At 69.6% G+C, this 24,251-nt stretch carries 27 protein-coding genes; 13 read left to right on the forward strand and 14 right to left on the reverse strand.

Features of this window, described 5'->3' with window-relative positions; all coding sequences use genetic code 11:
- Window positions 1–2 precede the first annotated feature (2 nt).
- Window positions 3–371, forward strand: a complete 369-nt coding sequence (locus LHU95_RS13480; RefSeq protein WP_248707481.1) for an iron-sulfur cluster assembly accessory protein — start codon at window positions 3–5, stop codon at window positions 369–371.
- 6 nt (window positions 372–377) lie between these two features.
- Here LHU95_RS13480 and LHU95_RS13485 read toward each other — a convergent pair whose 3' ends face one another.
- The gene (locus tag LHU95_RS13485) at window positions 378–1,199 is read right to left on the reverse strand and encodes a sulfite exporter TauE/SafE family protein (protein WP_248707482.1); all 822 of its coding nucleotides are present in this window, start codon (window positions 1,197–1,199) and stop codon (window positions 378–380) included.
- Between the two features lie 127 nt (window positions 1,200–1,326).
- Here LHU95_RS13485 and LHU95_RS13490 point away from each other — a divergent pair, with 127 nt between their 5' ends.
- The 5 genes from LHU95_RS13490 to LHU95_RS13510 all read left to right on the forward strand — a co-directional run bounded on the left by LHU95_RS13490 (window position 1,327) and on the right by LHU95_RS13510 (window position 6,978).
- Entirely contained in the window at window positions 1,327–2,235 is a 909-nt protein-coding gene (locus LHU95_RS13490; RefSeq protein ID WP_248707483.1) for an SDR family NAD(P)-dependent oxidoreductase, read from the forward strand.
- Between the two features lie 2 nt (window positions 2,236–2,237).
- Window positions 2,238–3,392 (forward strand): acyl-CoA dehydrogenase family protein, encoded by a 1,155-nt coding sequence (locus LHU95_RS13495; protein ID WP_248707484.1) that lies wholly within the window; start codon window positions 2,238–2,240, stop codon window positions 3,390–3,392.
- Window positions 3,393–3,468: 76 nt separating this feature from the next.
- Window positions 3,469–5,481, forward strand: a complete 2,013-nt coding sequence (locus LHU95_RS13500; RefSeq protein ID WP_248707485.1) for an acetate--CoA ligase family protein — start codon at window positions 3,469–3,471, stop codon at window positions 5,479–5,481.
- Window positions 5,478–6,293 (forward strand): nitroreductase family protein, encoded by an 816-nt coding sequence (locus LHU95_RS13505; protein WP_248707486.1) that lies wholly within the window; start codon window positions 5,478–5,480, stop codon window positions 6,291–6,293. Before LHU95_RS13500 ends, LHU95_RS13505 begins: the two co-directional genes overlap by 4 nt.
- Window positions 6,286–6,978, forward strand: coding sequence for an NUDIX domain-containing protein (locus tag LHU95_RS13510; RefSeq protein WP_248707487.1), 693 nt, complete (start codon window positions 6,286–6,288; stop codon window positions 6,976–6,978). The genes LHU95_RS13505 and LHU95_RS13510 overlap by 8 nt, the downstream gene beginning before the upstream one ends.
- A 65-nt stretch (window positions 6,979–7,043) precedes the next feature.
- On the opposite strand, the gene tpiA is transcribed toward LHU95_RS13510, so the two are convergent.
- Window positions 7,044–7,781: a triose-phosphate isomerase gene (gene tpiA / locus LHU95_RS13515; protein WP_248711553.1), complete on the reverse strand. Its 738-nt coding sequence runs from the start codon at window positions 7,779–7,781 to the stop codon at window positions 7,044–7,046.
- 105 nt (window positions 7,782–7,886) lie between these two features.
- Here tpiA and LHU95_RS13520 point away from each other — a divergent pair, with 105 nt between their 5' ends.
- From LHU95_RS13520 to LHU95_RS13535, 4 genes are read left to right on the forward strand one after another with little or no spacing between them, the layout of a single operon-like run.
- Window positions 7,887–9,767 (forward strand): peptidylprolyl isomerase, encoded by a 1,881-nt coding sequence (locus LHU95_RS13520; protein WP_248707488.1) that lies wholly within the window; start codon window positions 7,887–7,889, stop codon window positions 9,765–9,767.
- Window position 9,768: 1 nt separating this feature from the next.
- Complete coding sequence (gene trpE, locus LHU95_RS13525; RefSeq protein ID WP_248707489.1) at window positions 9,769–11,265, forward strand: anthranilate synthase component I; 1,497 nt, start codon at window positions 9,769–9,771, stop codon at window positions 11,263–11,265.
- 60 nt (window positions 11,266–11,325) lie between these two features.
- Window positions 11,326–12,210 (forward strand): hypothetical protein, encoded by an 885-nt coding sequence (locus LHU95_RS13530; RefSeq protein ID WP_248707490.1) that lies wholly within the window; start codon window positions 11,326–11,328, stop codon window positions 12,208–12,210.
- Window positions 12,211–12,243: 33 nt separating this feature from the next.
- Window positions 12,244–12,825, forward strand: a complete 582-nt coding sequence (locus LHU95_RS13535; RefSeq protein ID WP_248707491.1) for an aminodeoxychorismate/anthranilate synthase component II — start codon at window positions 12,244–12,246, stop codon at window positions 12,823–12,825.
- A 247-nt stretch (window positions 12,826–13,072) separates the two neighbouring features.
- On the opposite strand, the gene LHU95_RS13540 is transcribed toward LHU95_RS13535, so the two are convergent.
- From LHU95_RS13540 to glmM, 6 genes are all read right to left on the reverse strand, one after another.
- Window positions 13,073–13,771 (reverse strand): DUF1223 domain-containing protein, encoded by a 699-nt coding sequence (locus tag LHU95_RS13540; RefSeq protein WP_248707492.1) that lies wholly within the window; start codon window positions 13,769–13,771, stop codon window positions 13,073–13,075.
- A gap of 73 nt (window positions 13,772–13,844) precedes the next feature.
- Window positions 13,845–14,534: a glutathione S-transferase family protein gene (locus LHU95_RS13545; protein WP_248707493.1), complete on the reverse strand. Its 690-nt coding sequence runs from the start codon at window positions 14,532–14,534 to the stop codon at window positions 13,845–13,847.
- Between the two features lie 35 nt (window positions 14,535–14,569).
- Window positions 14,570–15,058, reverse strand: coding sequence for an ureidoglycolate lyase (locus LHU95_RS13550; RefSeq protein WP_248707494.1), 489 nt, complete (start codon window positions 15,056–15,058; stop codon window positions 14,570–14,572).
- A 13-nt stretch (window positions 15,059–15,071) separates the two neighbouring features.
- On the reverse strand, window positions 15,072–16,007 hold the full coding sequence (locus tag LHU95_RS13555) for a C4-dicarboxylate ABC transporter (RefSeq protein WP_248711554.1): 936 nt from the start codon (window positions 16,005–16,007) through the stop codon (window positions 15,072–15,074).
- Between the two features lies 1 nt (window position 16,008).
- On the reverse strand, window positions 16,009–16,815 hold the full coding sequence (gene thiD, locus LHU95_RS13560) for a bifunctional hydroxymethylpyrimidine kinase/phosphomethylpyrimidine kinase (protein WP_248707495.1): 807 nt from the start codon (window positions 16,813–16,815) through the stop codon (window positions 16,009–16,011).
- Complete coding sequence (gene glmM / locus LHU95_RS13565) at window positions 16,812–18,188, reverse strand: phosphoglucosamine mutase (RefSeq protein ID WP_248707496.1); 1,377 nt, start codon at window positions 18,186–18,188, stop codon at window positions 16,812–16,814. Before glmM ends, thiD begins: the two co-directional genes overlap by 4 nt.
- Before the next feature lie 86 nt (window positions 18,189–18,274).
- Between glmM and LHU95_RS13570 the strand changes: the two genes are divergently transcribed.
- The gene (locus LHU95_RS13570; RefSeq protein ID WP_248707497.1) at window positions 18,275–19,336 is read left to right on the forward strand and encodes a nitronate monooxygenase; all 1,062 of its coding nucleotides are present in this window, start codon (window positions 18,275–18,277) and stop codon (window positions 19,334–19,336) included.
- Window positions 19,337–19,341: 5 nt separating this feature from the next.
- Here the strand turns inward: LHU95_RS13570 and LHU95_RS13575 are convergent, their stop codons facing one another.
- The 5 genes from LHU95_RS13575 to LHU95_RS13595 all read right to left on the reverse strand — a co-directional run bounded on the left by LHU95_RS13575 (window position 19,342) and on the right by LHU95_RS13595 (window position 23,196).
- A complete protein-coding gene (locus tag LHU95_RS13575) occupies window positions 19,342–19,911 on the reverse strand; it encodes a transposase (protein ID WP_248707498.1) in 570 nt (189 codons plus the stop codon).
- Between the two features lie 104 nt (window positions 19,912–20,015).
- Entirely contained in the window at window positions 20,016–20,972 is a 957-nt protein-coding gene (locus tag LHU95_RS13580) for an MBL fold metallo-hydrolase (protein ID WP_248707499.1), read from the reverse strand.
- 39 nt (window positions 20,973–21,011) lie between these two features.
- On the reverse strand, window positions 21,012–21,728 hold the full coding sequence (locus LHU95_RS13585) for a TSUP family transporter (protein WP_248707500.1): 717 nt from the start codon (window positions 21,726–21,728) through the stop codon (window positions 21,012–21,014).
- 53 nt (window positions 21,729–21,781) lie between these two features.
- Entirely contained in the window at window positions 21,782–22,702 is a 921-nt protein-coding gene (locus LHU95_RS13590; RefSeq protein ID WP_248707501.1) for a class I fructose-bisphosphate aldolase, read from the reverse strand.
- 56 nt (window positions 22,703–22,758) lie between these two features.
- Entirely contained in the window at window positions 22,759–23,196 is a 438-nt protein-coding gene (locus tag LHU95_RS13595) for a hypothetical protein (protein ID WP_248707502.1), read from the reverse strand.
- Window positions 23,197–23,249: 53 nt separating this feature from the next.
- Here LHU95_RS13595 and LHU95_RS13600 point away from each other — a divergent pair, with 53 nt between their 5' ends.
- Both LHU95_RS13600 and LHU95_RS13605 read left to right on the forward strand, forming a co-directional pair.
- Window positions 23,250–23,489, forward strand: coding sequence for a hypothetical protein (locus LHU95_RS13600; RefSeq protein ID WP_248707503.1), 240 nt, complete (start codon window positions 23,250–23,252; stop codon window positions 23,487–23,489).
- A 14-nt stretch (window positions 23,490–23,503) separates the two neighbouring features.
- Window positions 23,504–23,845: a cell division protein ZapA gene (locus LHU95_RS13605; RefSeq protein ID WP_248707504.1), complete on the forward strand. Its 342-nt coding sequence runs from the start codon at window positions 23,504–23,506 to the stop codon at window positions 23,843–23,845.
- Window positions 23,846–23,876: 31 nt separating this feature from the next.
- Here LHU95_RS13605 and LHU95_RS13610 read toward each other — a convergent pair whose 3' ends face one another.
- Window positions 23,877–24,134 carry a BLUF domain-containing protein gene (locus tag LHU95_RS13610; RefSeq protein ID WP_248707505.1) on the reverse strand — a complete coding sequence of 86 codons (258 nt, stop codon included), beginning with the start codon at window positions 24,132–24,134 and terminating at the stop codon, window positions 23,877–23,879.
- Window positions 24,135–24,251 lie beyond the last annotated feature (117 nt).

Below are 24,251 nucleotides of genomic sequence, written 5' to 3' on the forward strand. Positions count from 1 at the left end.
CGATGAGCACCACCACCGCCACCCCGCGTATCCGGCGCGAATTGCCGCCGCTGATGACCCTGTCAGACAGCGCGGCCGAGCGTTTGCGCGGCCTCTACGACAAGGGCGAAGCCGGCAAGCTGCTGCGCATCGGCGTCAAGACCAAGGGCTGCTCCGGCATGGCCTATGACCTGAGCTTCGTCGAGGAACCAGGCCCGGGCGATGAGCGCGTGAACGACAAGGGGCTGACCATCCTGGTGGACCGCAAGGCCACCCTGCATTTGATCGGCACCGTCATGGATTACGAGGTGAAGCCGATGAGTGCCGGCTTCGTCTTCGTGAACCCGAATGAGAAGGGCCGCTGCGGCTGCGGCGAGAGCTTCCACGTCTGAGGCACCTCAGCTGAACAGGCTGTAGAACATCCTCAGGCTGGTGGCTGCCAGGAAGATCGCGAAGGCGCGCTTCAGCCAGATCGGCCGGATGGTATGCGCCAGCTTCACGCCCCAGGGTGTGGCGATGATGGAAGTCGGCGCGATGAGCGCGAAGCCGATCAGGCTGACATAGCCGAGCGAGAAGGGCGGCAGGTTCGGATCACTCCACCCGCCCCAGATGAAGCCGATCGTCGCCGGCACCGAGATGATCAGCCCGAATACGCTGGAGGTCGCGACCGCCGCGCGGATCGGGTAGCCGAACATGGAGAGGATGGGCACGCCGAGCGTCCCGCCGCCGATCCCCATCATCGCACTCACGCTGCCCATGCCGATGCCGAGTGCCGCACGCGGGGGCCCATCGGGCAGCTTCTCGGCCACGCGGAAATCAATGCCGGTGAAGCCCATATTGAGCGCCACCAGCAGCGCCACCATGCCAAACACCGCGGTCAGCCCCTCACCCCGCACATGCACGGCGAGTGCCGTGCCCAGGGCGACGCCCAGCATCATGGGCAGCCAGATCGAGCGCAGCAGCGCCTCATCCATGGCGCCCGAGGCCCGGTGCTTACGCGCCGAGACGATGGAGGTGGGGATGATGGTGGCCAGCGACGTGCCGACGGCCAGCTTCATCTGCATCGCCTCAGGGATACCAAAGAGCGGGAAGACATTGAACAGCAGCGGCACGATGACGATGCCCCCGCCCACGCCCAGCAACCCCGCCAGCGTGCCCGACACCAGGCCCGTTGCCGCCATCGCCACCGCAAGCCCGGCCAGCCACCACATCTCGTTCATCGCGCATCATGACCCTTGTGTTCGCGCATGCGTGTAACCGCAGCGTCATCCGGCGCGAAGCCCCACCTTCCCGCCTGGCGCATCGCGTTCTAGCCTTGTCCTGAACAACGGCAGGAGGAATCGCGCCATGATGCTCAAGGACAAGGTTGCCATCGTCACCGGCTCAGGCGGTGGCATCGGGCGGGAAATCGCCATCGCCATGGCGGAAGCCGGTGCCAAGGTGGTGATCAACGACATCGGCGCCTCACTGGGCGGTGAAGGTTTCTCCACCAGCCCGGCCGAGCAGACCAAGGCCATCATCGAGCAGAAGGGTGGCTCGGCCGTCATCAACACCGACAGCGTTTCCGAATGGGAGAACGCGAAGAAGATCGTCCAGACCGCCATTGATGCCTTTGGCCGCGTGGATATCGTGGTGAACAATGCCGGCATCCTGCGCGACCAGATCTTCCACCGGATGACGCCGGAGGAATGGCTCTCGGTCATCAATGTGCATCTGAATGGCAGCTTCTTCGTCAGCCGTGCGGCGGCCGAGCATTTCCGGAAACAGGAGAGCGGCAGCCTGGTGCATATCACCAGCACGAGCGGCCTGATCGGCAATTTCGGGCAGGCGAACTACTCGGCGGCGAAGCTCGGCATCGTGGCACTCAGCAAGTCCATCGCGCTGGACATGAAGCGCTACAATGTGCGCTCCAATTGCCTCGCACCCTTCGCCTGGAGCCGCATGACAAGCAGCATCCCGGCCGAGACGCCGGAGCAGAAGGCGCGCGTCGAGCGCATCATGCGCATGGGGCCGGAGAAGAACGCGCCGCTCGCCGTCTTCCTCGCCTCGGACGCGGCGAAGGAAGTGACGGGCCAGATCTTCGCGCCCCGCATGCATGAGCTGTTTCTCTTCAGCCAGAACCGGCCGATCCGCTCCGTCCACAGCGAAAGCGGCTGGACGCCGGAGAAGATCGCCGAGATCGCACTCCCCGCCTTCCGCGCGAATTTCGTGCCGATGGAACGCTCGGGCGATGTGTTCAGCTGGGATCCGATCTGAACGTGAATTTCCAACTGAACGAGGAACAAGCGGCTTTTCAGCAGGTGGTGCGCGGCTTTGCCGAGCGCCACCTGGCGAAGGGCGCTGTTGAGCGCGCGCACACTGTCGGCTTCCCTTGGGATGTCGCGAAGCTGATGGCCGATCAGGGCCTGTTTGGCATCATGATCCCAGAGGAGGATGGCGGCGCCGGCGGCACCGTCTTTGACGCCGTGCTGGCCATGGAGCAGATCGCCCAGGTCTGCCCGCGCAGTGCCGATGTGCTGCAGGCCGGCAATTTCGGCGCTTTCCGGACCTTTGCCGAATATGCCTCCCCGTATCAGAAGGAACGCTTCTTCAAGCCGCTGCTGGCCGGTGAGGCCGTGGCCGCCGTTGGCATGACCGAACCTGACGCAGGCTCGGCCCTGACCGACCTCAAGACCTTCTGCACGCCGGATGGCGAGGGCTTCCGGCTGAACGGCCAGAAGGTCTTCACCACCAACTCCGCCGAGGCCAATGTCTTCGTCATCTATTGCCGCTTCGGGCCTGGCGTGGGTGGCATCGGCTCCGTGCTGGTGGAGCGCGGGATGGAGGGTTTCCGCCTCGGCCAACCCAGCCTCTACATGAATGACGAGGAGTGGTGCGCCCTCTACTTCGACAATGTGTATATCCCGCCCGAGATGGTGCTGCTGGGCCCGGGTGGCTTCAAGAAGCAGATCGGCGGCTTCAACGTCGAGCGCGTGGGCAACACGACGCGCGCCCTGGCGCTGGGCGAATACTGCTTCTCGGCGGCGCGGGAGCACGCTGGCACGCGCGCGCAATTCGGCCGCAAGCTCATGGAGTTCCAGGGGCTGCAATGGAAATTCGCGGAGATGCGCGTGGCCCTCGATGGCGCGCGGCTGCTGCTCTATCGCGCGGCGATCAATGCCGGGCGCGGTTTGCCGGATGGGCAGGAAGTCGCGATCGCCAAATACGCCTGCAACCAGGCGGGCTGGATGGCGTCCAATGAATCCATGCAGGTCATGGGCGGCACGGGCTACTCGAAGGATCTGCTGATCGAATACTGCGTCCGCCGCACGCGCGGCTGGATGATCGCGGGCGGCAGCCTGGAGGTGATGAAGAACCGCATCGCCGAGGGCGTGTTCGGCCAGAGCTTCTCGCAGCGGCCGCCGCGCGCATGAAAAATGCGCCCAGACCCCATCCCTTAAGTCATGGGGTCTGGGGCCTCTCGGCCCCAGCCGCCGGAGGCCTCTTTCTTTGAAGGAACTCCTGGCCCCCCGCAGCATCGCCCTGATCGGCGCCTCCGGCGACCCCACCCGCCTCACTGCACGCGCGCAAATCTACCTCCGCAAACACGGCTACACGGGCGCCCTGCACCCCGTGAATCCCCGTGCGCCCGAAGTCCTGGGCGAGCGCGCCTACGCCACCGTCGAGGAGATCCCGGGCGAGATCGACTTCGCCTACATTCTCCTCAACACCGAGCATGTCGAAGGCCAGATCGCTGCCGTTGCCGCCAAGGGCGCCAAGGTCGCCTGCATTCTGGCCGATGGCTTCGCCGAAGCCGGCCCCGAGGGCCTGGCCCGCCAGCAGCGCTGCCTGGATGCGGCGCGCGCTGCCGGCCTGCGTTTGCTCGGCCCCAATTCCATGGGCCTGATCAACATCCCCGCGCGCATCGCCGTCAGCGTGAATGCGGCGCTGGAGGCCGAGAGCCTGCCCGCCGGGCGCGTCGCCCTGGTCAGCCAATCGGGCTCCATGCTGGGTGCGATCATGTCGCGCGGTGCGGCGCGCGGCATGGGCTTCAGCCACCTGATCGCGACCGGCAATGAGGCCGACCTCAGCGCCGGCGAAATCGCCGCCATGCTGGTGGATGACCCTGGCGTGGATGCGGTGATGCTGTTTCTGGAGGCGATCCGCGCGCCGGAGCATTTCGCGCATGCCGCCTGGAAGGCGCATCAGGCGGGCAAGCCGCTCATCGCCTATAAGCTCGGCCGCTCGCCTTATGGGGCGGAACTCGCCACCAGCCACACCGGCGCGCTCGCCGGCTCCGACGCCGCGGCCGAGGCCTTCTTCCGCGCCCATGGCATCCTGCGCGCCACCATGCTGGAGAGCTTTCTGGAACTCCCCGCCCTGGCCCTCGGCCGCCGCCCCATCGCCCACCCGCATCGCGCCGTCTCCGTGCTGACCACCACGGGCGGCGGGGGTGCCATGGTCGTGGATGCGCTGGGGGTTGCCGGTATCGAGGCGCGCGCGCCGGACAGCGCCGCATCCGCAGCACTGGCCGCCGTGAAGATGCACAGCCATGGCCGCCTGCTGGACATGACGCTGGCCGGCACCAAGCCTGAGCGCATCGAGGCCGCGATCCGCGCCCTGAACGAAGCCCAGGATACGGATGCCATCATCCCCGTCATCGGCTCCTCCGCGCAGTTCCGCCCGGCCGATGCGGTGGCGGGCATCCTGGCCGCGGCCGCGCATGTGCGCCCGCTGGCGGCCTTCCTGGTGCCCCAGGCCGATGCCTCGCTGCAGCTCCTGGCCGAGGCCGGCATCCCCGCCTTCCGCACGCCGGAAAGCCTGGCCGATGCGATGCGCGCCTATCTCGATTGGCGCGCGCCGCTGGCCGCACCGCATGTGGCGCTACCCGAAATGACGCTGCCCGACGCGCCGGATGAAGCCGATGCGCGTGACCTCTTTGCCGCCCTCGGCCTGCACACCGCCTGTTCGCGCGATCTGGAGGCGGCGCATCGCTTTCCCGTCGCGCTGAAAATCCTCTCGCCCGATATCGCCCACAAGACCGAGGCGGGCGGTGTCACGCTCAATATCCCCGACACGGCGGCACTGCGCGAGGCGGCCAGCGCCATGCAGGCCCGGGTGGCGGCAGCCGAACCCAAAGCAAGGCTGACCGGCTTCCTGATCCAGCCCATGGCGCGCGGCCTGGCCGAGGTCATCCTCGGCTTCCGGCGTGACCCCGAAGTGGGGCCCATCGTGCTGCTCGGTGCCGGCGGTGTCCTGGCGGAATTGCACCGCGACGTTGCCATCCGCCTCGCCCCCCTGCACGCCGCCGAAGCGCGCGAGATGATCGCCGAGGTGCGGAGCTTGCGCGTCATCGAAGGCTGGCGTGGCCTGCCGCGCGGAGATGTGGAGGCGCTGGTGCAGGCCATCGTGGCCGTCTCACGCCTCGCGGCGATACCCGCGATCCGCGAAGCGGAAATCAATCCCCTGATGATTCACGAGACGGGCCTGACCGTCGCTGATGCCTGGATGGTGCGCGCATGACCGACCCCCGTTCCCTGATCGAGGCCCGCTTCGGCCATCTCCCCTTCGAGCCGCCCGCCGAAATCCCGGCCGGCCTGGCCGCCCTGCTGGACCGCCGCGTCACCCGCCGCTTCAAGCCCGATGCCATCCCGGAGCCGCTGCTGAACACCGTACTCGCCGCCGCGCAATCGGCGCCGAGCAAGAGCGACATGCAGCAATTCTCCATCGTGGTGCTGGAGGATGCGAAGCGCATCGCCGCCATCGCGGATTGGATCGGCACCATGCCCTGGATCAAGGATGCGCCGAACCTGTTGATCTTCTGCGCCGATATCCGCCGCAACCGCGACATCTGCGAACGTGCGGGCCGCGAGCACGCCAATGACAACCTGGACACCATGCTGAACGCGACAGTGGATGCGGCGCTGGCCATGGGCATGTGCATCGCGGCGGCCGATGCGGCGGGGCTTGGCACCTGCCCCATCTCCTATGTGCGCAACCATATGGAGAAGGTGGCGCCGCTGCTTTCCCTGCCGAAGGGCGTCTTCCCCATCGCCGGGCTCTCGCTCGGCTGGCCTGCCGCGCGCAATGAAACCAGCGCCCGGCTGCCCCCTTCGGTCGTGATCCACCGCGACCGCTATTCGAGCGAGGGCGAGGCCCAGGCCCTCAGCGCCTATGATGCGCGGCGCGAGCGCGCCAAGCCACGCTATCCGGAAATCCATGGCCCCGCCCCGGAAGGCTGCAGCTGGACCGAGAATGTGGCCCGGCAACTCTCGGTGCCAGAGCGCGCCGGCTTCCGCACCTGGCTGCGCTCACGCGGCTTGGCGCTTGACTAGGCATTCCCCGACCCGGGCGGATGACAATCCCGGCGGCGCCGATGCCGGTGGCCGCAAGCCCCGCCGCGCCGTCCGCCCCAAGGATGCGGCCAGCCTGATCCTTTGGCGCGATGGCCCCAAGGGCATCGAGGTGCTGATGGGCCGCCGGCACCGCGACATGCGCTTCATGCCGGGTGTGCTGGTGTTTCCCGGCGGCCGCGTGGACCTGGCGGACTACCGCGCGCGGTTGGCCAGTGACCTGCCGGCGACAACGCGGCGCATGCTGGAAATCAGCGCGCGGCCCTCGCTCGCGACGGCCCTGGCCGTCTGCGCCTTGCGCGAATTGGAGGAAGAGGCAGGGCTTGTCCTGGGGCAGATGGTGGCGGGGCGGTTGCACCCCGCACTCGCCCCCCTGCACTACCTGACCCGCGCCATCACGCCGGCTGACCGGCCGATGCGCTTCCATGCGCGCTTCCTGATCGCCGAGGCCCGGCACGCGACGGGTGACATCCGCGGCTCAGGCGAGTTGGAGGAGGTGCGCTTCTTCGCCCTGACGGAGATTCCGGCACAGCCGCTGGCGAAGATCACCGCGATGATCCTGGAGGAATTCGTGGCCTGGATGGCGCTGAGCCCTCAGGCCCGCGGCCGGCGCAAGCTGTTCAGCATCCAGGGCCGCGACAATCGGCTGCCGGAGGGTGCCGGCTGAGCCTGCCGCCATCCGTCAGCGAGATGGACTTGGAATAGGATGGAACACGGCAGATCGGCAGCCAGTCACCCCGGCACGGCGCGCCCGATCGCCAGGAAGTCCGCCGCCACCAGACTTGCACCACCCACCAGCGCCCCGTCCACTTCGGGCAGCGCCAGGATTTCCGCCGCATTGGACGGCTTCACCGAGCCGCCATAGAGCAGCCGCGTCGTCCGGGCCGCCGGCCCGAAGCGCTCCACCAGCGCCATGCGCATCGTCGCGTGCATGGCCACGATATCGCGCTCTGTCGGCGTCCGCCCCGTCCCGATGGCCCAGACCGGCTCATAGGCCACAACACCGCCTGCCGTGATGAAGCCATAGGGGATGGAGCCGGCCAGTTGCTTCTCCACCACCGAATCCGCCAGCCCCGCCAGGCGCTCGGCCTCCGTCTCGCCCACGCAGATGATGGGGATCAGCCCGGCCGTCAGCGCGGCTTCCGTCTTGGCCAGCACGGCCGCGTCATTCTCACCATGGTTGGTCCGCCGTTCGGAATGGCCCAGGATCACATGCGTCGCGCCCACATCACGCAGCATGGTCGCGCTGACATCGCCGGTATGCGCGCCGTGATGCGCCGCGTGGCAATCCTGCGCACCCACGGCGACGCGGCTGCCCAGCATCAGCGCCGCCACCGCATGCAGATGGACGAAGGGCGGGCAGATCAGCAGATCGACACTCTCCACCCCCTCGCGCAGCGCGTCAGCAAGGCGCGCGGCCTCACGCTGGCTGCCATTCATCTTCCAATTGCCGGCGATGAGCGGACGGATCCCGGGGGTCATGATCTAGCCCTTTTGCAAGCCATTATTCTCCGGCCAGCCGCCCGGTTTGGCAACCGCCCGGCAAACCGCTATTCGCCTCGAATGATCACCGCAATGCGCCGGCTGGCCGGCACCTGGTTCGCCAAGCTCCTTTTCGTCCTGCTCATCCTCTCCTTCGCCGTCTGGGGGATCGAGGACATGCTGCGCAATATCGGGCGGGACACCGCCGTCGCCCGCATCGGCAGCGATTCGATCGAGGTCGAGGAAGCGCAGGAAGCCGCCCGGCGTGAGCTGCAGCGCATCCAGCGCCAGCTCCAGGGGCGCATGGAAATGGATGCGCGCATCCGCCGCGCCGTCGCCGAACAGGCGCTGGAGGGCCTGGTGCTGGACCGCGTGCTCCGCCAGGAGCAGGGGCGCATGCGCATCGTCGTCCCCGATGACGTGGTGCGCGACTACATCTTCCAGATCCCCGGATTCGCCGGCCTCGATGGTCGCTTCTCGCGCGAGACGTTCAACAACTTCCTGCGCAGCAACGACATGACCGAGGCCCGCTTCCTCGATCTGCTGCGCACCGATCTCGGTCGGCAGCAATTGTCGGGCGCCGTGCGCGCCGGCGCCGCCGCCCCCGATGCCCTGGCCCGCCGCATGCTGGCCTGGACGATGGAGCGCCGCACCGCGACGCTGGTCGAACTCCCCTTCGCCGACGCGCCGGAACCGGAGGCGCCGAGCGAAGCCCAGCTCGCCCGCTATCATGAGAACAACGCCCGCCAGTTCTCCACGCCCGAATACCGGGATGTGGCGCTGGCCACGCTGAACGCCGCCCGCCTGATGGCCGAAGTCGAAGTGAGCGAGCGCGATCTGGAGGATGGCTACGCCGCCAACCGCGCCCGCTACGAAACGCCCGAGAAGCGCGAGGTCTTCCAGGCCCTGATGCAGGATGAAGCGGCGGCCCAGGCCATCGCCACCCAATGGGCGGCCGATGCGGATTTCGCCGTGATCGAGGCCGCAGCACGCGCGGCGGGTGGGTTGGCCACCCCGCTTGGCCTCTCCACCCGCGCCGAGCTGCCCCTGCCCGCCCTGGCCGAGGCGGCCTTCGCCCTCCCACCCGGCGGCATTTCGGCCCCGGTGCGCACGCCCTTCGGCTGGCACGTCCTGCGCGTCGGCACCATCGAGCTGGGCGCGCAACGCAGCCTGGATGAGGTGCGCGCCGAATTGCGCGCCGAAATCCAGGCCGAACGCGCCGCCGATCTCGCCTTTGAGCGGGTGAACCGCGTCGAGGATGCGCTGGCCGGCGGGGCGAGCCTCGCTGAAGCCGCGCGCCGCTATTCCCTCGGCTATGTCGAGGCGCGGCTGGATGCTACGGGCCGCGCGCCGGATGGCACGGAGGTTGACCTTGGCCTGGCACCCGCCGTCCGCCCCGCTGCCCTGCGCGCCATCTTCACGGCCGAGCGCGGCGCGGCCCCCCGCCTTCAGGAGGGCGAGTGGGGCTTCCTCGCGGTGGATGTGCGCGAAGTGACGCCACCCGCCCTGCGCCCGCTGGAGACGGTGCGTGAGCAGGTGGTTGCGGGCTTCCTGACCGCCGCCCGCCGCCGCTGGCAGGAGGAACGCGCGGCCGCGCTGCTGGCCGCCACCCGCGCCGGCCAGACCCTGGCCGCCGCCGCGGAGGCCGCGCAGATCACCGCCGAGGAGCTTGGCCCCTTCGGCCGTGAGGCGGGCGGCGGCAACCCCATGCCGCGCGACCTGCTGGCCCCGGTCTTCGAGTTGCGCGGCAATGCCGCCACCATGATCGAGCGCCCCCTCTCCTTCGCGGTGGTGCAATTGCTGGGTGTCACGCCGGCCGATCTCTCGGCCGAGACGGAGGCCCTCACGACCCTGCGCGGCGAGACGGCGCAGGCGATGGCCGAGGATTTCGAAGCGCAATATCAGGCGGCGCTGCGTGCGCGGGCCAATGTCCGCATCAATCCACGCCTGGTCGAGCAGATGGCAGGCAATTGAGATGATCGGCTTCGCGGAATTCCGGGCAGGCTTCGCCGCCGGGCAATCGCAGCTTCTCTGGCGTGAGCGCGTGGCCGATCTGGAAACGCCGGTCGGCAGCTTCCTCAAGCTCGCGCATGGGCAGGCGCATTCCTTCCTGCTGGAAAGCGTCGAGGGTGGCGCCGCGCGTGGGCGTTTCTCGGCCATTGGCATGGCGCCGGACCTGATCTGGCGCTGCCGTGCCGGGGCGGCCGAATGCAACACCCAGGCGCTGGCCGCGCCGCACGCCTTCGAGCCGGAAACCCTCCCGCCGCTGGAGGCGCTGGCTGGCCGCATCGCCGCCATCCGCATGACTCTGCCGCCAGGGCTGCCGCCCATCTGCGCCGGGCTGTTTGGCTATCTGGGCTATGACATGGTGCGCCAGATGGAGCGCCTGCCGGCCACCAACCCCGATGTGCTCGGCATCCCCGAGGCGGTGATGATCCGCCCAACGCTGGTCGCCGTCTTTGACCATGTGCGCGATGCGCTGACGCTGGTCACGCCCGTCTGGGCCGATTGCGGGCTGGACGCCGAGGCCGCCTGGGCGCTCGCGCAATCCCGGCTGGATGAGGCGGAAGCAGCGCTGGATCGCCCCCTGCCCCGGCCCGCACCTGCCGCGCGCCTGCCCGCCCCGCCCGCGCCCACCTCCAATTTCACGCCCGAAGGCTACATGGCCGCGGTCGAGCGCGCGCGCGAATATATCCGCGCCGGCGATGCCTTCCAGATCGTGCCAAGCCAGCGTTTCTCAGCCCCCTTCGCGCTGCCGCCCTTCGCGCTGTATCGCGCGCTGCGCCGCATCAACCCCGCCCCCTATCTGACCTTCTTCGATTTCGGTGGCTTCGCGACCGTCGGCGCCTCGCCGGAAATCCTGGTGAGCGTAAAGGAGGGCGAGGTCACCATCCGCCCGCTGGCCGGCACCCGCCGCCGCGGCGCGACGCCCGAGGAAGACCTGGCCCTGGAAGCCGAGCTGCTGGCCGATCCGAAGGAGCGCGCCGAGCATCTGATGCTGCTCGACCTTGGTCGCAATGATGTCGGCCGCGTTGCCGCCATCGGGACAGTGAAGGTGACGGCGCAATTCCGCATCGAGCGTTATTCCCAGGTGATGCACATCGCCTCGGAAGTGCGCGGCCGGCTGCGTACTGGGCTTTCCGCGCTGGATGCGTTGCAGGCGGGCTTCCCGGCCGGCACGCTGTCGGGCGCGCCCAAGGTGCGGGCGATGGAAATCATCGAGGAGCTGGAACCCTCGCGGCGCGGGCTTTACGCGGGCGGCCTCGGCTATTTCGGCGTGGATGGCAACATGGATATCTGCATCGCGCTGCGGACCGCCCTCGTGAAGGAGGGCGTCCTGCATGTCCAGGCCGGCGCCGGCGTCGTCGCCGACAGCGACCCGCGGGCCGAGCATGAGGAATGCATCCAGAAGGCCAAGGCGCTGTTCCGCGCGGCGGAAGAAGCGGTCCGCTTCGCAGCCGGCGGCCGCTGAGGCTTGCCGATCAGGTAACGCCCGGCTTGCCGCATCACGCGCCGCGCGCCAGCATGCCGCATGCGGGATGCCCTGACACAGTTGCTCGATGACCACGAAACCGGCTTTGCCATCGGCGTCATGGGCGCCATCGGCGAGTTCATCCGGGATGCGGAGGAGCCAGCCACGGCCAGCCCGCTCGGCCGCATCACCGCGCGCGGTGGCATCGCGCTGCGCCTGGATCACGCGACAGCCCGGCTCATCGCCTGGGAGGAGCCCTCCAGCGATCCGCGCCTCTGGCGCCAGGCTGCGGCGCTGCTGCTGCCCGAGGCGGAGGCGGCGATGGGTGGCGCTGCGCTCGTCACCGAAGTCGGCCCCGATGCCGAGGCGCTGCGCGCGGAGGATCGCGCGGCCATCCTCTTTGACATGGGGGTCGGCTTCGCCCATCTGCGCGCCGGCGTGCGCACGGCCGATTCCGGCCTGATCGCCACCTTGCGCGCGGGCTGCGGGATGGCGCTGCTCGATCCGGCCAACCCCGCCGCCATGGCCATCATTCATCAATCGCCGCACCGCGTCTTCCTCTCGAAGCTGGCGCGGATCGAGGTATATCAGCCGATCCCGCCGCCTGATGGCCGCTCGCCCGAGGGGCCGCACACGCATCTGCTGCCCAAGCTGCTCGCCACCGGGCGCGCCCATGCGGCGACCAGCCCGATCCCCGAGGGCTGGGTGAGCGTGCTCGATATCTTCCCGGCGCATCCGCTGCGCACGCCCATGCTGGAGCCCCGCGCCTTCGATGCGGCCCGCCATGCGGCGTTCCAGGCGCTGCTGGAACGCTTCGGCCTGCCCGGAATGCTGGCCGCCAAGCAGGAAGCCCGCGCGAGCGGCGCCGAAGCCGGCACGGACCGGCACAGCCGCGGCGCCGCCCGGGTAGCACTCCGCCAGATGGCAGCCGAAGCCGGCGCTTGACCGGATGCCGGGGGTGCGGGCAGTTTGCCGGTCATGCTCCTGCTCATCGACAATTATGACAGCTTCACCTTCAACCTGTTCCACTTCCTGGGGGACCTGGGCGTGGAGCCGGTGGTGCGCCGCAATGACGCGCTGACCGTGCAGGACGTGTTCGCCATGCGGCCCGATGCGGTGGTGCTCTCGCCCGGCCCCTGCACGCCCAATGAGGCGGGGATCTGCCTGCCGCTGATCGCCGCTTGCGCGGAGGCGAAGCTGCCCCTGCTGGGCGTCTGCCTGGGCCACCAGGCGATCGGCCAGAATTTCGGCGGGACGGTGCTGCGCGCGCCCGAGCCCGTGCACGGCAAGGTCTGGGATGTGCTGCATGAGGGGCGCGGCGTTTTCGCCGGCCTGCCCTCGCCCTTCCGCGCCACGCGCTATCACTCCCTGATCGTCGAGCGCGCCACCCTGCCCGCCGAACTCGAGGTCACGGCGGAAACGGAGGACGGCCTGATCATGGGGCTCTCGCACCGCGAATTGCCGATCCATGGCGTGCAATTCCACCCCGAAAGCATCGCCTCCGAACATGGGCACGCGCTGCTGAAGAACTTCCTGTCCGCGGCGAAGGTCGCGGCCTAGCGCGCTGCCAGGGAAGGAGCAGGAAGCGCGAGGGCTTTGCCACCGAGACAAGCGGTAGCTTGGATCTTCGGCTTTGCCAGTCCCGCAATGCCCGGATGAAGGTGCGGGATCGGGGCTGGGCCTTCGATCCCATGGCGAAGGCTTTCCAGCGCCGCTCCACCAGACGCGTCGTCGGCGAAGCGCCCCCAGGCCTTATTGCCATGCTGTCTCCGCACCGCCGCACGGAACCGCACGGCTTGAAAACCAGTTACGCGGAGGCCATCGCCAGGATCGCCCCATCGGCGCCTTGCAGCAGCACCGCGACACGCTCGCCCGCGCCACGCGGCACCTGTTGGCGCAAGGCCGCGCCCTGCCAGCCGCCGAGGGGGGCGATGCTGCGCACCACATTCCCATAGGCCAGGCGCCTTCCGCCATTCTCGCCGCTGCGGATCTCGGTGACGTGCAGCGGATCGAAGCCGATCAGCCACAGCATCCCCGCGCCCGAGCCCGGCCCCACCTCCACCACCACGCCATTCTCGCGCAGACCGAGCGCGATCTCGGCGCTGCCGGCCGGGGCCGCCTGGCGCAATTCCGCCAGCACGGCCGCGCGTTCGGAGCCGATGGCGTCGCGCCGGCCCTGGATGACCAGCTGCGGCGTATAGACCTGGCCGGCATAGCGCCCTTCGCGCAGCAGGGCGGCGTAGCGCCGCTGCCTCTCGGTCGCCGCCGGCAGGGAAAAACGATCCTTCCAGCCCAGCCGGTCCCAGTAGGTGACGTGGAAGGAGAGCGCCAGGATCTCCGGCCGGTCGCGGATCAGCTCGATCAGCAGCGCATCGGCCGGCGGGCAGGAGTTGCAGGATTGCGAGGTGAAGAGCTCGGCCAGGATGGCATGCGGCCGCGCTTGCGCCATGCGGCCCCGCAGGATGGCGGCGATGGGCAGGACGGCGAGCAGCGGGCGGCGTTGCATGGGGCGTTCTCCGGTGGCGCGGAGATACGCGCCACCTTCCATTCGCCACGCGGTGCCGCGCGGTTAGCAGGCGCTATGCCGTCATCGCGGGAACGGCGCGCGCCAGGCCGCCATGCAGGTCCAGCAGGCGCTCATGCCAGGCAAACACCGCATCATCCTCCGCGAGAAGTGCGAAGGGGCTGACCACGCGCGCCCACATGAAGCTGCCGAACACGATGTAGTCGGCATAGTCCGGCTGCGCCCCGCCGAGGAAGGGCTGCATCCCCAGCGTGCGGCGCAGCGGCGCCAGGCTCGCGCGGAATTCCGGCAGCCGCGCCTCCCGGTCCGCCGTCACCTGCGTGAGCTTCATGCCGAAGCGCTTCTCGCGGCTTTCCGTGAAATAGGCGGCATCCGCCTCGCCCAGCAGGGCCACGATATCCGAGACGATGAGCCGGGCCACGCCGGCACTCACCACCGTATCGGTCCAGGCGGCGATGAAGCGATAGGTCTCGGGCGGCCCCTGGAACAGAGCGGCTGCGGCGGGATGGGCGCGCTCCAGATGCAGCGCGATGTCCCAGCTATCGGTCACCACCGCATCGCCATCCAGCAGGATGGGCACCGTCTTGCCGCCATGCGCCGCCAGCCGCGCCGTTTCGGTGAAGCGCCAGGGGATGATCTCGGCATCAAGGCCCTTATGCGCGAGCGCCATGCGGCTGCGCCAGCAATAGGGGCTGAAGCGCCGGGCGGGATCGCTGCCGACGAGTTCGAAAAGTTGGCGGGCCATGGTTCAATTGCCTTTCGGAGCAGGTGTGGCGCGGCTCACGCCAGGATTTCGATCACCACGCCATGCTCCTGATCGAGGCGCGACGTCTCGTGATCCGTCTCATTCGTGTCGCTCAGTTCGAGGTTCAGGAAATCCACCGAGGGCGCGGTGAAGAAAGGCCCCGCGTGCCAGGTGCCGGCATGCAGCGCCAGCGCCACGTCACCACCCATGCGGAACAGCTTGATCTCCTCGGGCTCCGGCGCGTCACCAGGCTCGGCGAGGCCGATGAACCACTCCTCGCCCTTCATGCTGGCCAGGCACTGCGTCACCCGCGCATGCCGCGTGATGCCGCGGATCTGCAGCGGCTTGTGGCGCAGCCGCATGATGTAGAGCCGCGGCGTGCCGGCGCTGAGATCGAGATCGGCGTCGCCCGCGCCGAAGGGCGTGCCGTCATCGCTGGGTTCGATCAGCGTGCCGAAGGGCGCGATGCTTTCGGGCGTCGCCATGCGGGGCATCAGGCGCAGGATTTTCGGCGGGGTCGTCATGGGGCTCTCCGGTTCAACGGGGGGGCAGGAGGGGGGGGCGCAGCAGGGCGCCGCTGAAGGCAAGGCGCAGCGTCGCGGCCGCGATGGCGCCGATCACCAGCGTGGCGATGGCCAGCATGCCAAGGCCGATCCAGCCCGGGGCGATCTTCATCGTCGCCGTCGCGAAGGCGGCAAGCGGGAAGGTGAAGGCCCAGTAGCTCAGCGCGAAGCCGGCGCCGAGCATGGGGCGCAGCACCATCAGCAGCAGCGCGAAGGTGAAGGCGGCCAAGCCATACAGCGCCAGGAAGGCCGGCAACGGCCCGCCCAGCGCCTCGATGGCCAGCGCCCCCACCGCACTGGGCGCCAGCAGGATGGCGAGCGAGGGGCGCAGCGGCGGCGGCAGCGGCGCCTCGAACAAGCGGCCCAGCAGCAGCGGCTGCAAGCCGAGCCAGAGCAGCATGCCGACGCCGAACAGCATCCAGCCCAGCGCCTCCAGCCCCAGCGGCGCGCAGAAGATCGGCGCCAGCACATTGCCCACCAGGGGGATCAGCAGCGGCGGCACCAGCATGGCGGCGCTGCCCTCGCCGCGCAGCACGCGCGCCAGCAACGCGAGGCCAATGGCCAGATGCAGCGTGATGGCCAGCAGCAGCAAGCCACGCGCACCCGCGGCCCAATAGGGCGAGAGGCCGGCCGCCGTCAGCATCATGCCGATCGAGGCCGCCCCCACGAAGCCGCAGCGCAGCGGGTTGCGCCAATCCGCCAGCGCGGCCTCGCGGTGCCGAAAGGCGCGCCACAGATGCAGGCCGAGCAGCCCGGCCCAGGCCAGGGCCGTCAGCGCCATCAGCGCCTCGCTCACCGGCCAGAGCTGCATATGCCGCCAGGCGAGGCCCAGCCCACCCAGCCCGAGCGGGATGGCCAGCAGCGGCAGCGGCAGATGCGCGAGGCTGCGCGCCTGCGGGATCGGTTGCACGTCAGTCAAAGCGGCTGGCATCCACGGTCACGCCGTGATCCAGCGGCCCATGCCCCGCGCCGAAGCCCGGCGCGCCCTGGATCGCCGCCCGCACATAGGCCCGCGCGCGCCGCACCGCGGGCTCCAGCGCAAGCCCCTGCGCCAGTCCCGCCGCGATGGCCGAAGCCAGCGTGCAGCCCGTGCCATGGGTATGGCGGGTCGCGATGCGCTGATCCTCATAGCGATGGGTGCCCTGCGGCGTGACCAGCAGGTCCACCAGCAAATCCCCCTCCATATGGCCGCCCTTGAGCAGCACGGCCCGCGCGCCCATCGCCAGCAGCGCCGCGGCCGCTTGATGCATCCCGGCTTCATTCGTGATGGCCAGGCCGGACAGTTCCTCGGCCTCGGGCAGATTGGGCGTGATCACGGCGGCGAGCGGCAGCAGGCGGCGCTTGAGCGTCTCCACCGCATCCTGCGCCAGCAGCCGGTGCCCGCCCTTGGCCACCATCACCGGGTCCGCCACCAGCGGCACATCCGCCGCGCGCCAGGTGATTTCGTCACACACCGCGTTGATCGTCGCCACGTCATGCAGCATGCCGGTCTTGATCGCATCGGCACCCAGATCCTCCAGCACGGATTGCATCTGCCGGCGGATGAATTCGGGTGCCACGCCCACCACGCCCTGCACGCCCAGCGTGTTCTGCGCGGTCAGCGCCGTGATCGCCGTCATGGCGAAGCCGCCCAGCGCCGTCACGGCCTTGATATCGGCCTGGATGCCAGCGCCCCCGCCGGAATCCGAGCCGGCGCAGATCAGGACCCGCCCCTTCATGCGGCCAGCTTCGCGCGGATGACGCCGCAGAGCCTGTCCATGGATTCGGTCAGCATCTCCTCCTCCTCCGCCTCGACCATGACGCGGATCACGGGCTCGGTCCCGCTGGCGCGGATCAGCACGCGGCCATGCGTGCCCAGGCGCGCTTCCTCGGCCGCGATCGCCGCCTGCACGCCGGCATCCTTGAGCGGTGTGACGCCCGAGAAGCGGATATTCACCAGCCGCTGGGGCAGCGTCTCGAAGCGGCGGCACACTTCGCTGGCGGGGCGCTTCTCCTCGACCAGCACGGCCAGCACCTGCAAGGCCGCGACCAGGCCATCGCCGGTCGTGCCGAAATCGCTGATGATCATGTGGCCCGATTGCTCGCCGCCCAGGTTGCAGCCGAGTTCGCGCATCCGCTCCCCCACATAGCGATCGCCCACGGCGGTGCGATGCAGCGCGATATTGCGCGAGGTGAGGAAGCGCTCCAGCCCCATATTGCTCATCACGGTGGCGACCAGGCCGCCGCCCTTGAGCTTGCCCTCCCGCGCCCAGGAATCGGCGATGACGGCCAGGATCTGGTCCCCGTCGATCACCGTGCCGAGTTCATCCACCAGCACCACGCGATCCGCATCGCCATCCAGGGCAATCCCCAGATCGGCCCGGCGTTCGCGCACCAGCTCCGCGAGCGGGCCGGGCGCGGTGGAACCGACGCCCCGGTTGATGTTGAAGCCATCGGGCGCCACACCCACGCTGACGACCTCGGCGCCCAATTCCCACAGCACGGTGGGCGCCACCTTGTAGGCCGCGCCATGCGCGCAATCGACCACAAGGCGCAGCCCCTCCAGCGTGAGCCCGCGCGGGAAGCTCTGCTTCACGGCCTCGATATAGCGGCCCGGCGCATCCTCCAGCCGCGAGGCGCGGCCGAGCTTGGCCGGCGTGACCAGTGCCGAGCTGAGGTCCCCGGCCATCAGCGCCTCGATGTCGCTTTCCTGCTCGTCGGAGAGTTTCAGCCCATCGGGGCCAAAGAGCTTAATGCCATTATCCTCATGCGGGTTGTGCGAGGCGCTGATCATGACGCCCAGATCCGCGCGCAGCGAACGCGTCATCAGCGCGATGGCGGGCGTGGGCAGCGGGCCGACCAGCACGACGTCAATGCCGGCGGAGACGAAGCCCGCCGTCAGCGCGGGTTCCAGCATATAGCCCGAAAGCCGCGTATCCTTGCCGATGACGACGCGGTGGCGATGATTGCCACGGTTGAAATACTTGCCCGCCGCCTGGCCCAGGCGCAGCGCCGTCACCGCATCCATCGGCGCCTTGTTCGCGGTGCCGCGAATGCCATCCGTGCCAAACAGCTTGCGGCGCGCGGGGGCTTGGTGGGTATCGGGGCTCATCGGCGGCGCCTTTTTTCTGGCCATGGCGCGATTGCTACCGCCGCGTCGGGATGGACACAATCGCTGGCGCGGGCCAGCCTTCCCGCATGCCATCCGCCATCGCCCGTGCCGAGGAATTCTGCGCCCGCTTCGGCCTGCGCGCGCCGATTCTCCAGGCGCCCATGGCCAGCGCCTCCCCCGTCGCTCTCGGCATGGCGGTGGCCAATGCCGGGGGCATGGCGGGTCTGGGCGCGCTGCAGATGGGCCCGGACGAGATCGCGGGCTGGGTGCAGGGCTTCCGCGCCGCCAGCAATGGCGCCTTCCAGATCAACCTCTGGGCGCCCGACCCGCCCCCCATCCGCGACCCTGACCGCGAGGCGGCGGCCCGCTTGGCGCTGGGAGAGCTCGGCCCGCTGCCGGAACCGTTGGGCGATGGCCCCTTCCTGCCGGATTTCGCCGCCCAATGCGCGGCGGTGCTGGCGGCCCGCCCGCCCGTGGTTTCCACCATCATGGGCCTGTGGGAGGCGGATTTCATCGCCGAGCTGAAGGCGCGCGGCATTCTGTGGATCTGCAACGCGACCACGCTGGCCGAAGCCCGCGCGGCCGAGGCCGCCGGCGCGGATGCCATCATCGCCCAGGGGGCCGAGGCGGGCGGGCATCGCGGCTCCTTCACGCCGGAAGCGGCCGAGGCGCAGCTGATCGGGCTGTTCGCGCTGATCCCGCGCTTCGCCGATGCGCTTTCCGTCCCCGTGATCGCGGCGGGCGGCATCATGGATGGGCGCGGCATCGCGGCGGCACTCACGCTCGGGGCCAGTGCCGTGCAGCTCGGCACGGCCTTCCTGCGCTGCCCGGAAACCGCCCTCGCCCCCGCCTGGGCCGATGGCCTGGCCGTGGCGGCGCCCGAGGATACGGTGCTGACCCGCGCCTTCTCCGGCCGCCTGGCACGCGGCATCGCCAATGACGCGACCCGCGCCTTCGAGGGCACCGCCCCCGCGCCCTATCCGCTGCAACGCGTGCTGACCACGCCAATGCGGGCCGAGGCGACGCGGCAGAATGACCTCAGCCGCATGCAGGCCTGGGCCGGCCAGGGTGCAGCCATGTCGCGCGCGGAACCGGCCGGCGAGGTGGTGCGCCGCCTCTGGAGCGAGGCGCAGGCGCTGCTGCCCTGAGCCCTTCATGGCATGCACAGCCTGAGGTAGCGCGGGATATGCGCCCGGCCGCCGACCATCCCCATCAGGTTCCGCAAAGGCCGGCCCCAGCGCAGCACGAAGCGCCCGAAATTTTCGCGATGGCGCATTTGCAGCGCCACCAGCCTTTTGGACAAATCCGGATCAGGCAGCATCCAGGCCGGCCCAGGCAGGGCGCCGAGAAAGCCCAAACGGCGGGCGAGCACGATGATGCCCATTCCGCGCATTCGGTAAGCCCGCCGGGCCGCGCGAAAGATCAGGCGCCGCAACTGCTGCAAAGGGTGGCGGGGCCCGAGATCGGCCAGGGCCTGCAACAGGCGCTCCCACAGCCCGGCCTCGGTCAGGCGGCGGAAATGCCGGGCGATGGTGGCGCCGGGGCCGTATTCGGCCGGCATGGCGCGCCAGGGCGCATCGGTGGAGAGCAGGTGGAACATGCCGTCCATGCGGTGCCGCGGATCGCTCAGCGGGCGGCCCTGCGGGGCGGCGCGCGCCAGGAAGGGCTGCAGGGCGGCCCATTGGCGGTCAGTGAGGCGGGTGAAGGGGATGCGTTGGATCATTTAGGAATTTATGCCGTTAATGCCCTGAAAGTCAAGGAAATTGGGGAGCCACGGGCTCCCCAAACCCCTGCGGCAACATCGGGAAGCGCGATGTTTTGCTGGCCTCAAAGCGCCAGCACGAAGCTTTCGCCAAACCCTGGCACCCGGAAATCCTGCGCCCCACGGGCCGCGCGGAGCCGCGCGGCGGGCTCGTCAATGCCCTCCTGCGTCAGCTTGAAGGTGCCGAAATGCATGCCGATGGCGGTCCGCACGCGCAGCTGGTTCTGCGCCTCGATCGCCTGCTCCGGCGTGATGTGCACGGCCTGCATGAACCAGGTGGGCTCATAGGCGCCAATCGGGATCAAGCCCACGCCAAAGCCGCCGAAATGCGCGCCGATCACGTCCAGATGCCCACCCGCCGCCGTATCGCCGACGAAGATGAAGCGGCCCCCGGATGCGGCTTCCACCGCGAAGCCGCCCCACAGGGCGCGCGCCCGGTCGCGGATGCCGCGGGCCGAGAAATGCCGCATCGGCAGATAGGTGGCGTGGTGGCCGCCGGGCAGCGCCGCCCCCTCGCCCCAGTTGAGCTCGGTCGCACCGGGCACGCCGTTGCGCGCCAGGAATTCCGCATGCCCTAGGCCGGTGATCAGGCGCGGCTGCCAGCGGGCATGCAGGGCGCGCAGGCTCGGCAGGTCCAGGTGGTCGTAGTGCCCGTGGCTGAGCAGCACCGCATCGATGCGCGGCAGCGCATCCAGCGCCAGCGCCGGCGGCCGGACGCGCCGCGGCCCCCACCAGGAGAGCGGGCTGCAACGCTCGGAGAAGATCGGATCGGTCAGCAGGGTGGTGCCATCGGCCAGCCGCACCAGGAAGCTCGCATGGCCGATGAAGGTGAAGGCGGCGTGTCCCTCGGGCACGGCATGGGGCGGCGGCGGCTGGGGCGGGTCCGTGACCGCCGGCGGCCAAAGCCGGCCCTTGCCCTCCAGCAGCATGCGCGCCACGCGCGGCAGGGCCTGGCCGGCGGGGCCGCCATCGGGGTTGCGGAATCGGCCCTTGGCGTCGCGCTCGGCGGGTTGGATCTTCACGCGGCTCTCTTGGCATTGCTGGCCGCGCCGGGGCAAGGCTCAACCGCGCAAGGCGATGCCCAGGCCCAGGGCCAGGAGCCCCGCGAAGAAGACCCGCTTGAACATGGGCTCCGAAAGGCGGCCGCGCAGCCGCGCCCCCAAAGCCTGCCCGGCCAGCGCTGGCAGCAGGGCCAGCGCCGAGCCGATCACACGCCCGCCATCCAGCAGGCCCGAGCCGCCGAGCAGCCCGCCCAGCGCCAGGGTTGAAACCAGGAAGGCAAGCCCGAGTGCGCGCACCAGCTCATCCCGCGTGAGGCCGATGCCCTGCAGCCATGGCACCGCCGGGATGACGAAGACGCCTGTCGCCGCGGTCAGGGCGCCGGTGGCGGCCCCCACCAGCGCCCCTGCCCGCTCCGGCCAATGCGGCCGCCAGGCCAGCAGCCCCAGCGCGCCATAGCAAGCCAGGGCCACGCCCAGCAGCAAGGCCCCGAACCGCCCGCCGAACCCGCCAAAGGCGAGGCCGCCCAGCAGCGTCCCCAGCACCACCCCGGCCAGCATGGGCCAAAGCCGAAGCGTGAGGCGCCAGGCCGCCCGCGCAGGGGCGATCTGCACGAGGTTGGTGACAAAGCTGGGCAGCAGCAGCAAGGCCGCCGCCTCGGCCGGGCTGGCCAGCAGCGTGAGCAGCGCCATGGCGATGGTGGGCAGCCCGAGGCCGATCAGCCCCTTGCTGAAGCCGGCCAGGAGGAAAACGAGGGCGATGAGTGCGGAATCAAACATGGCCCGAGGCTAGTGCCCCGGGCCATGCCATGCTTCGGAAGGAGCCGAAGCGATCAGATCTTCGTCTTGTAGACGTCGATGATGTCGGACAGCAGCTGCAGCGCCTCGGCCTTCGGGCGCTGGAAGGCGTTGCGGCCGACGATGGAGCCATTGCCGCCACCCGCATGAATGGCGCGCACCTCGGCCAGCAGCGCATCCGCACCCTTGGCCTCACCGCCCGAGAACACGACGAGGCGACGCCCGGCGAAGCAGGCCTGCACGATATGCGCGATCCGCGCGGCCGCATCCTTCACATCCACCGGATGCGCCTGATAGGTCTTCTTCGCCGCATCCAGGAAGATCGCATCCGTCGGCGGCTTTACCTTGATGATGTGCGCCCCGGTGAGGGCCGCGATATGCGCGGCATAGGCGGCGATATCCAGCGCCGTCTCACCCACCTTGTCCAGCATCGGGCCACGCGGATAGGACCAGGTGACGACGGCGAGGCCGACGGACTTCGCCTCGGCCGAAAGCTCGCGCAGTTCCTCCATCATCTCGAACTGGTATTCGGAGCCCGGATAGATGGTGAAGCCGATGGCCGAGCAACCGAGGCGCAGCGCATCACCCACCGTGGCCGTCACGGCCTGGTCCTTGGTGGTGGAGAGGCTGTTGCTGCTGTTCACCTTCAGGATGGTCGGGATGCAGCCGGCGTAGGATGCGGCGGCGGCCTCCATCGGCCCAAGCGGCGCGGCATAGGCATTCAGCCCGGCCTCGATCGCCAGCTCGAAGTGGTAGCGCGGGTCATAGGCATCGGGGTTGGGCGCGAAGCTGCGGGCGGGGCCATGCTCGAAGCCCTGGTCCACCGGCAGGATGACCATGCGGCCCGTGCCGGCGAGCTTGCCCGTCATCAGGATGCGGGCAATGTTGCCCTTGGTGCCGGGGTTGTCGCTCTCATACCAGGAGAGGATGTCCTTGACCTTGCGCGTCAGCTTCATGGGGCGCTTCCTTTCGATGATTCCGGACGTAGCGTATTTTACGGATGGCCGGCTCTCTAAGCCAGATCGAGCCAGCGTGCCAGATGCTTCCGCCCCTGGGGCTTGCGCAAATCCACCCGCGCCAGGTCCAGCGCCGGCGGGGCCGAGGGCAAAAGCCGCGCACCCATGCCCTGCGCCAGCCCCGCCAGCGCCGGGAAGGCCGCGACATGCGGCGCCAGCACGACGCAGGCGAATCCGGCCCGCAGCGCCGCCAGCGCATGGCCCGGCGCATCGGCCGCATCCAGGATGCCAAGGCCCAGCGCGCCATGCGGCGCCAGCAGTGCGGCAAACCCGGCCACACCCAGATAGGCCGCCGCCCCGGGGGCTGAGAGCAGCGCCACATCCTGGCCCGCCGCCAGTTCCAGCGTGACGGCGACATCGCGCGCCGCATGCACGATCACGGCGCGCCGCGCGCCGATCCGCCATTCCTGCGGTTGACCCTGGCCCGGCTGCATGTCAACGCTTTCCCATGTGAAGCGCTGCGACGTCCAGCGCCCCGGAGCAGTCCTTGGACCAGAACGACATCACCCTTCTCGCGGCGGAACGGCTCGAAGCCGCGCTGGAACGCCTGGCCACCTCGCTCGAAGCGCGGTTGGCGGCACCGCCAGCCGCAACCCGCCAGGAGGCTGGCGCTGCCCCGCAGGACATGGTTCCGCGCGCCGAGGTGGAACGCCTCTCCGCCCGGCTCGACGAGGCTTTGGGCCGGCTGCGCGCCTTGCTGGGCGATGATGCCGGTTCCGAGATCTGAGAAGGGAGGCTCCGATGGGCCAGGTCAATATCCGCGTGAATGGCTACAACCACACCATCGGCTGCAAGGATGGCGAGGAACAGCACGTCCAGGACCTCATCGCCCAGCTGGAGGAAAAGGTCCGCGTCATCCGCTCGATGGGCGGGCAGTTCAGCGAATCGCGGATGCTGCTGCATGTGGCGCTGCTCTTTGCCGATGAAGCCAATGACCTGCGGATGGATCTGGCCCGGATGCGCAGCCAGGGTGCCGTGGGCGGCACGCCGGCCCCCGCCGCCGCCGACCCGCGCCTGGCCGAGCGCCTGACGCGCATGGCCGAGCGGATCGAAGGCATCGCGACCGCCATCCAGCAGCCCTGACGCCCAGCACCGCCCCCGCACGCCCAGGCAATCAGGCGAGGCGCAGCCGCCCCTGCATCAGATTGACCACTTCACGCTGCGTGGCGCGCTGCAGCCCGCTTCCCAGCATTTCATTCAGCGCGCGGCGGATCAGCCGGTCCGGCGCGTTGCCGGCATCGGCCATGGCCCAGTGGCTGAAGCCACGGCTGGCAATCCGGTTGCGGCAGAGCAGGCGCACATCGCAATGGCGCGGATCGGTGAGGAGGCGCGCATAGATCGCGTCCAGCGCCGGCTTCTCGCCCTCCAGCACCTGGGCGAACCAGCGGCGGCTGCGCAGCAGGGCTGCCGGTCAGCCCGGCCTTGGGATTGTGCAACTGGGCGGAGAGCAGGATCTGGCTGACGCGGCGCGCCGCCAGATCAGGCTCCT

It is taken from the genome of Sediminicoccus sp. KRV36 (assembly GCF_023243115.1).
Classification (GTDB): domain Bacteria; phylum Pseudomonadota; class Alphaproteobacteria; order Acetobacterales; family Acetobacteraceae; genus Roseococcus.

Coding starts and splice junctions, on each gene's coding strand:
- LHU95_RS13480 (WP_248707481.1), top strand. CDS start 3: ATGAGCACCACCACCGCCACCCCGCGTATCCGGCGCGAATTGCCGCCG.
- LHU95_RS13485 (WP_248707482.1), bottom strand. CDS start 1,199: ATGAACGAGATGTGGTGGCTGGCCGGGCTTGCGGTGGCGATGGCGGCA.
- LHU95_RS13490 (WP_248707483.1), top strand. CDS start 1,327: ATGATGCTCAAGGACAAGGTTGCCATCGTCACCGGCTCAGGCGGTGGC.
- LHU95_RS13505 (WP_248707486.1), top strand. CDS start 5,478: ATGACCGACCCCCGTTCCCTGATCGAGGCCCGCTTCGGCCATCTCCCC.
- LHU95_RS13520 (WP_248707488.1), top strand. CDS start 7,887: ATGCGCCGGCTGGCCGGCACCTGGTTCGCCAAGCTCCTTTTCGTCCTG.
- trpE (WP_248707489.1), top strand. CDS start 9,769: ATGATCGGCTTCGCGGAATTCCGGGCAGGCTTCGCCGCCGGGCAATCG.
- LHU95_RS13530 (WP_248707490.1), top strand. CDS start 11,326: ATGCGGGATGCCCTGACACAGTTGCTCGATGACCACGAAACCGGCTTT.
- LHU95_RS13535 (WP_248707491.1), top strand. CDS start 12,244: ATGCTCCTGCTCATCGACAATTATGACAGCTTCACCTTCAACCTGTTC.
- LHU95_RS13540 (WP_248707492.1), bottom strand. CDS start 13,771: ATGCAACGCCGCCCGCTGCTCGCCGTCCTGCCCATCGCCGCCATCCTG.
- LHU95_RS13545 (WP_248707493.1), bottom strand. CDS start 14,534: ATGGCCCGCCAACTTTTCGAACTCGTCGGCAGCGATCCCGCCCGGCGC.
- LHU95_RS13550 (WP_248707494.1), bottom strand. CDS start 15,058: ATGACGACCCCGCCGAAAATCCTGCGCCTGATGCCCCGCATGGCGACG.
- thiD (WP_248707495.1), bottom strand. CDS start 16,815: ATGAAGGGGCGGGTCCTGATCTGCGCCGGCTCGGATTCCGGCGGGGGC.
- glmM (WP_248707496.1), bottom strand. CDS start 18,188: ATGAGCCCCGATACCCACCAAGCCCCCGCGCGCCGCAAGCTGTTTGGC.
- LHU95_RS13570 (WP_248707497.1), top strand. CDS start 18,275: ATGCCATCCGCCATCGCCCGTGCCGAGGAATTCTGCGCCCGCTTCGGC.
- LHU95_RS13575 (WP_248707498.1), bottom strand. CDS start 19,911: ATGATCCAACGCATCCCCTTCACCCGCCTCACTGACCGCCAATGGGCC.
- LHU95_RS13585 (WP_248707500.1), bottom strand. CDS start 21,728: ATGTTTGATTCCGCACTCATCGCCCTCGTTTTCCTCCTGGCCGGCTTC.
- LHU95_RS13590 (WP_248707501.1), bottom strand. CDS start 22,702: ATGAAGCTGACGCGCAAGGTCAAGGACATCCTCTCCTGGTATGAGAGC.
- LHU95_RS13595 (WP_248707502.1), bottom strand. CDS start 23,196: ATGCAGCCGGGCCAGGGTCAACCGCAGGAATGGCGGATCGGCGCGCGG.
- LHU95_RS13605 (WP_248707504.1), top strand. CDS start 23,504: ATGGGCCAGGTCAATATCCGCGTGAATGGCTACAACCACACCATCGGC.